A 6,561-nucleotide genomic window follows, 5' to 3' on the forward strand; every position below is an offset into this window, starting at 1 on the left:
GGAGAAAATACCTTGAGCATCCTGCTGATAGGCGCGCAGGTCGGGCTGATCTATGGCCCGCTTGCGCTGGGGATCTATTTTGCCCTCAACGTCATGAGTCTGCCGGACCTGACACTTGAAGGGTCATTCGGGATTGGTGGCGCCACGACCGCAGTCCTTCTGGTGGCAGGCCTCGACCCTGCCTCCGCATTGATGATCGGCATGGCAAGCGGTTGCCTTGCCGGTCTCATAACCGGGCTCCTGCACGTCTATCTCAAGATGAACGTACTGCTGGCTGGTATTCTGATGACAACCGCGGCTTGGTCGGTGAGCCTTGCGATCATGGGGGCGGGCAATATCTCGCTCCTTAATGAGCCGACGATCTTCACCTGGGTGGAGGGCTTCGGATTATCTACACAGTGGGCGGCCATCCTGGTCGGGGCGGCAGCGTCGGCGACCGTCGCGGCACTACTGATCTGGTTCTTGCACACGAACTATGGACTATCGTTGCGGGCCGCTGGTCTCAACATTCAGACGGCACGCTGCATCGGTATCCGTACGGAAGCCCGTCAGATTGCCGGTCTGATCATCGCCAATGGATTGGCAGCGATGTCCGGTGCGCTTGTGGTCCAGAGCCAGGGCTTCATGGACGTGTCGATACAGACCGGTGTGATCGTCGTCGGTCTCGCTGCCTTGATGATCGGCATGAGCGTATTCAAGACGCCACGTATCATCCCCTCGATTGCCGGCGTCATCCTAGGCATCCTGGTCTATCGCGTTGTGGTCACCCTGGCGCTGAAGCTTGGCCTGCCGCCCTACTTTGTGAAGCTGGTCACGGCCGTTGTCGTCTTCGCTATCGTAGCGCTCCGCAGCCACGGCCTCGGATTGTTCGCTGTGCCGGGCACGGCCGCCGCCAAGAAGAATGCCCGCGACCGCCTCGAATATTTGGAGAATGACCGTGTCGTCAACATCACGTGATGTGTCTGTTCCGGCCCTGGAAGTCAAAGACTGTCAAAAGCGGTTCAAGGGATATGGCCGCAACGAGGTTGTCACGGCGGCCGACAATATCAACCTCATCGTTGCTCCGGGCACGATCGTCGCGCTGGTCGGGTCAAACGGGTCGGGAAAGTCGACTTTGCTGTCGATGGTTGCCGGCAGCCTGCTGCCGGATTCCGGACAGATCTTCGTCGCGGGAGAAGACGTTACTGATCTTCCGTCCTGGCAGCGTACCGGGCGTGTAGCGGTCGTGCGGCAAAACCCAGAGCACAACGTGTTCTCGGCGCTGACGATTGCGGAGAACTTCGCGCTAGCCGACGCCGGCAAGAGCCGTAGTTTCAATCTGAAGCGCGCGGCGGGCCCACGCGTGCGGGATATCGCGCACGCAGCCCTCAAGCCGTTCTCTATGGGATTGGAGGACAGGCTCGATGCGTTGGCCGGCACGCTTTCTGGCGGTCAGAGACAGGCCGTCTCCGTCGCCATGGCAACGTCGCGCGATCCGGGACTTCTGCTGCTCGACGAGCACACGTCGGCCCTCGATCCGACAAGGGCGCGGGTGGTGATGGAGCAAACCGAGGCGATCGTGCGCAGCCGGCGGATCGCAACGCTGATGGTCACCCATGACATGAACCACGCCATCAAGCATTCCGACCGGCTGATCCTGATGCACCGCGGCAAAATCGCCATGGATCTCGACCAGGAGGAGAAAGCCGGCCTGACTGTTCCCGGCCTCCTTTCCCGTTTCGAGAAACTGACCGGCGAAACGCTGCCCGACAGCGCGGTTCTCGCTTAGGAGCTGTCGATAGCGTCTCAGGGACTTCACCAATCTCGCTCCCTTGCTGCGAAAGGGGAGCGGAATACTGACCTTAGCTGCCGAAATCAGCGTGGCCTGCTGAACCCCTCCGCAGCAATCGATGCCGAATAGGACATTACTGATGATTGTAGATTTTCCACTACCTGAGCTGGGCCCCGAAGTGCCCGCGGCGACCATCATTACCTGGTGCAAGAATGTGGGCGACATGGTTAGCCCGGGCGAAGTCCTGCTCGAAGTGATGAGCGAGAAAGTGAACATCGAGGTCGAAAGCGACATCACCGGTCGTTTGGTCGAGATCGTTTGTCGGGCCGAGGAAGAGGTTGCGCCGGGCACTGTGGTTGCCCGCTTCGAGGCCGCCGAGTAGGCACGGCGAGGAGACCCGCCGGCATCCTGTTCATGCCAGTTGCGATCACAGTACGGAGGAGTGCTGTTGTGATATCTGAAGACAATACATTGATCTCGCTCTACTACCTGGTGGCCAAGGGTCGCGAACTTGAGCGCCAGATGACCAAACTGCCCGGGTTCCATCCCGGTGTAGGCGAGGAAGCGGTGGTCGTTGGGTCGTTTTTCGGCCTCAGCGACGATGACTACATTGCGCCGCATTATCGCGGCGCCCTGCTGGCCGCGCATATGCGGGGCGCCGAAATCCGTCGGCTGGTTGCCGGTGTACTTGGCAAAGCAACGTCCTATTCCCGCGGACGCGTTCGCGGCGATATCTGCCTGCCGCTGAAATTCAACACGCTCGGCATGTTCTCGGGAGTGCTCGGTAACCCGATGAGTATCGCAACGGGCATCGGGCTCTCTACCAAGATGAAAGGTAACAAGGGAGTCGTGGTGACCAGTTTCGGCGAGGGAACCAGCAACCTCGGGGCTTTTCACGAGAGCATTAATCTCGCGGCCTGTCTGGCACTGCCGGTCGTCTATGTCTGCCACAACAACGGCTATGCAATGTCGACCCGTACCGAATACGCCATCAAGGGCGCTTCGGTGGCCAATCGCGCCTTGGGCTACGGCATTCCCGGCGTCCAGGTCGACGGCAACGACGTCGTCGCGGTCCATCAGGCGGTACAGATGGCGGTTGCACGGGCACGGGCCGGCGAGGGGCCGACGCTCATCGATGCACTGACCTATCGGATCAGCGGTCACTATAGCGCCGATGCCAACAGCTATCAGCCGGCCGAGGAACGCGAGGCATGGCTGAAGAAGGATCCGCTGGACAGGATCAAGGCGCGGCTGCTGTCGCGCGGCGCGTTGAACGAGATCCAGATCGCAGAAATCGAAAGATCCGTGGTCGAGGAGATTTCGGCGGCGATTGCCGAGGCGCAAAACGATCCGGACCCGGATCTCGATGTACTTGGACCTGACGACCTCTACTGCAATGACGGGCTGGGGGAGAATGCGAAATGAGCAACCTTACTTTCCAGGAAGCCGTCGTTGCCGGCATCGCCGAAGAAATGGACCGCGATCTCCGGGTCTTTCACCTCGGGCAGGACATCGGCCCGGTCTACAATGGCGCGATGCACTCGGCCAAAGGCCTGGGCGAACGCTTCGGACCGGCGCGCATCATCGAGACGCCGATCAGCGAAGGCGCGATGATGGGGGCCGGCATCGGTGCCGCCATCGGTGGCATGCGGCCGATCGTGCAGATCATGTTTGCCGAGTTTCTGGGCCTGACGGTGACGCCGCTCGCCTGCGACGCGGCGGCAATGTGGTACAAGTCGGACGGGCAGACCTGCGTGCCGCTGGTAGTGCGCGTGCTCTTCGGCGCCGGGCCGCACCGCGGCCATTCGGAGGACTATCAGGCCTGGGTAGCGAGCACTCCCGGAATCAAGGTCGTCATGCCTTCCTGTCCGCGCGATGCCAAGGGGCTGATGAAGGCGGCGATCCGCGACAACAATCCGGTCGTCTTCTTTGAACATATGGGCATCTACCATGGCTCGCGCCAAGAGGTTCCGGACGAAGACCATGTCATCCCGCTCGGCAAGGCCGACATCAAGCGCCAGGGGACTGACGTCACACTCGTCGCAACGGCCCTGATGGTGCAGCAGGCCCTCAAGGCCGCCGAACAATTGCAGCAGCAAGGAATATCCGTCGAGGTCATCGATCCGCGGACGATCGTGCCGATGGATGTCGATACGGTCCTTTCCGCAGTCGCCAGGACACGCCGCCTGGTGGTCATCTCGGAGACATGGAAGACCGGCGATCCACTCTCCGATCTGGCGGCGACCGTCGCCGAAGAACTGGGCGGCGATGCTCCACTCCGGATCGCCCGAGCCGGCTTGCAGAACACGCCGCGGCCGTTCGCCATGCCGCTCACCCGCGCGGCGATGCCGGGTGTCCAAACCATTGTTGAAACGGTCCGCCGAGTGATGGAGCCAAAGTGATGCATAGCGCCAACGATCAAGTCATACCCACGGACAATCACATTTTCTTCCGCAGCGCCGGCTCGGTCAATCCGGTGGTCGATCGGGCGGAGGGCATCTATTGCTACGACATCGACGGCAAGCGCTACATCGACGGTATGGGCGGCGTCGGCGTCGTCAGCATCGGCCATGGCGTTCCCGAGATCAAGGAAGCGGCAATGCGGCAGATGGACAAGGTCTGCTTCGCCCACCCCTTCCACTGGAAGAACCAGCCGCACATGGAGCTGACCGAGCGGATCGCGAAGTTCGCGCCTCCCGGAATGACGAAAATCTTCATGTGTTCCGGCGGCTCGGAAGCCACCGAAACGGCGTTGAAGCTGGTCCGACAGTATCACCTGGAAAAGGGCAACGTCTCGAAGTACAAGGTGGTGTCCCGTTGGAGCAGCTTCCACGGTAACACGCTCGGCTCGCTGTCCATGACGGGCATGCGTTCGCGCCGCGATCTGTTTGCGCCGCTGCTGAAGGACCTGCCCAAGATCGCGGCCTGCAATTGTTATCATTGTCCCTTCGAGCGTGAGTATCCGAGCTGCAACATGCCGTGCGCTCATGACCTTGAGGCGATCATCAAGCGCGAAGGGCCGGAAAATATTGCCGCGTTCATCGCCGAGCCGATCGTTGGTGCCGCTGGTGGCGCACTCACCGCTCCGGACGGTTACTTCAAGGTCATCCGCGAAATTTGCGACCGCTACGACATCCTGATGATCGTGGATGAGGTGATAACCGGTTTCGGCCGCACTGGCAGGAATTTCGGCATCAATCACTGGGGCGTGGTGCCGGATATTATCTGCACCGGCAAGGGGTTGAGCAGTGGCTACTCGCCGCTCGGCGCCGTGATCGTGGCGGAAAAGGTGTTCGAGCCATTCCGTACGGGCCGCGGTTTCTCGCACGGCTACACTTTCGGCGGCAATCCGCTGTCTTGCGCCGTGGGCAGCGCGGTTCTCAAGTACATCGAGGACCACAAACTGGTAGATCGCGTCGCCCAGCTGGGCAGCTATTTCTTCGAGAGGGCACAGGAGCTCTATGAGCTCGACATCGTCGGCGACGTGCGCGGCAAGGGCTTCTTCATGGGCATCGAGTTCGTCGAGGACAAGGCGACACGCAAACCCTTTGCGCCGAGTGCCAACGTGTCCGGCAAGATCGCCGATACCTGCTTCACGAACGGCCTTATTGTCGGTGCCGGCAAAGGTGGGATCGACGGCGTGAACGGCGATCACATCAACCTGGCACCGCCGTTCATCTGCGGTGAAAGCGATCTCGGCGAAATCATCGACATCGTCAAGGCGTCGATCATCAAGGTGCAGCAGTCGCTGTAAGGCGGCTGCGAACCAAGCAACAGCAGTTCGGGACAGTCGCACCGGGGAATGGATCCGTCCGTTCCCGGCCCACGGCTCCGTGTCCTCGGGAGAGCCATATGACCACGGAATCAGGTTTGAAATCAAAGCAGGGCGTGCGGATCAGGGAGACGATCCCGCTCGTTGCGATGAAACGAGCCGTCGCCGACCACATGATGACGAGCCATCAACAGGTTCCCTCCGTCAGCGTCTTTGCCGATATCGACGTCGATGCGCTGGTGGCGTTGAAGGCAGCCAGGCTGGACGCGCTCTCGGTCGAAACTGGAACGAAAATCACCTTCACGCATGTTTTGATCAAAGCCGTTGCGATGACATTGCGCCGCTTTCCGCTGCTCAATGCCACGATCGCGGAGGGCGAGATCCAGGTTCTGGGTGAGATCAACATCGGCATGGCGGTCGCGCTGCCAGACGGCAACCTGGTCGTGCCGGTCATCCGCGATGTCGATACGCTCTCGGTCGTGGCCCTCGCGAACGAAGCAAACAGGCTGGCTCAGAATGCGGTGTGCGGAAAGATGGCGCTCGCCGATGTTCGCGGTGGCACGTTCACCCTGTCCAACGTCGGCAGCGTCCCCGGAACGCTGTGGCAGACGCCGCTCGTGAACCACCCGCAATGCGGTATTCTGGCGCTCGGACGCATGCGCGATGCGGCGGTCGTCCGAGACGGCCGTCTCGCCATCGGCAAGCTGATGGGTGCGAGCCTGAGCTTCGATCATCGCATCATCAGCGGCCTTCCCGCGAGCGAGTTCATGGCAGCGCTCGCGGAATGTCTGCAATCGCCGGAGGCCCTGCTGGAGGACGATCGGACCTAACGTCGAGGCCCTACATTTCCCCGGTGTGGAGAAAGTCAGGTCCGCCGACGCCGACGGCCGTCAAGGTTACCCCATCACGTTTGAGGAGAAATTCATGTATACAGCCGGAATGAGCTTCGGGCTCGGCGAGGACATCGAGGCGCTACGGGAGACCGTGCGCCGCTTCGCCACCGAACGGATCGCGCCGA

General features: G+C 61.2%; 7 protein-coding genes. All 7 read left to right on the forward strand.

Features of this window, described 5'->3' with window-relative positions; all coding sequences use genetic code 11:
• Positions 1-12 precede the first annotated feature (12 nt).
• The 7 genes from J2Y48_RS20170 to J2Y48_RS20200 all read left to right on the forward strand — a co-directional run bounded on the left by J2Y48_RS20170 (position 13) and on the right by J2Y48_RS20200 (position 6,373).
• Positions 13-957, forward strand: coding sequence for an ABC transporter permease subunit (locus J2Y48_RS20170; RefSeq protein ID WP_310421549.1), 945 nt, complete (start codon positions 13-15; stop codon positions 955-957).
• A complete protein-coding gene (locus J2Y48_RS20175) occupies positions 938-1,768 on the forward strand; it encodes an ATP-binding cassette domain-containing protein (RefSeq protein ID WP_310421551.1) in 831 nt (276 codons plus the stop codon). The genes J2Y48_RS20170 and J2Y48_RS20175 overlap by 20 nt, the downstream gene beginning before the upstream one ends.
• Positions 1,769-1,910: 142 nt before the next feature.
• Positions 1,911-2,153 carry a biotin/lipoyl-containing protein gene (locus J2Y48_RS20180; RefSeq protein WP_310421553.1) on the forward strand — a complete coding sequence of 81 codons (243 nt, stop codon included), beginning with the start codon at positions 1,911-1,913 and terminating at the stop codon, positions 2,151-2,153.
• A 68-nt stretch (positions 2,154-2,221) separates the two neighbouring features.
• Positions 2,222-3,196 carry a thiamine pyrophosphate-dependent dehydrogenase E1 component subunit alpha gene (locus J2Y48_RS20185; RefSeq protein WP_310421555.1) on the forward strand — a complete coding sequence of 325 codons (975 nt, stop codon included), beginning with the start codon at positions 2,222-2,224 and terminating at the stop codon, positions 3,194-3,196.
• Positions 3,193-4,173: a transketolase C-terminal domain-containing protein gene (locus tag J2Y48_RS20190; protein WP_310421557.1), complete on the forward strand. Its 981-nt coding sequence runs from the start codon at positions 3,193-3,195 to the stop codon at positions 4,171-4,173. Before J2Y48_RS20185 ends, J2Y48_RS20190 begins: the two co-directional genes overlap by 4 nt.
• Complete coding sequence (locus tag J2Y48_RS20195; protein WP_310421559.1) at positions 4,173-5,525, forward strand: aspartate aminotransferase family protein; 1,353 nt, start codon at positions 4,173-4,175, stop codon at positions 5,523-5,525. Before J2Y48_RS20190 ends, J2Y48_RS20195 begins: the two co-directional genes overlap by 1 nt.
• A 98-nt stretch (positions 5,526-5,623) precedes the next feature.
• Positions 5,624-6,373 (forward strand): 2-oxo acid dehydrogenase subunit E2, encoded by a 750-nt coding sequence (locus J2Y48_RS20200; RefSeq protein WP_310421561.1) that lies wholly within the window; start codon positions 5,624-5,626, stop codon positions 6,371-6,373.
• Positions 6,374-6,561: the final 188 nt, after the last annotated feature.

Origin of the sequence: Mycoplana sp. BE70, assembly GCF_031455855.1 — a bacterium.
Classification (GTDB): Bacteria; Pseudomonadota; Alphaproteobacteria; order Rhizobiales; family Rhizobiaceae; genus Mycoplana.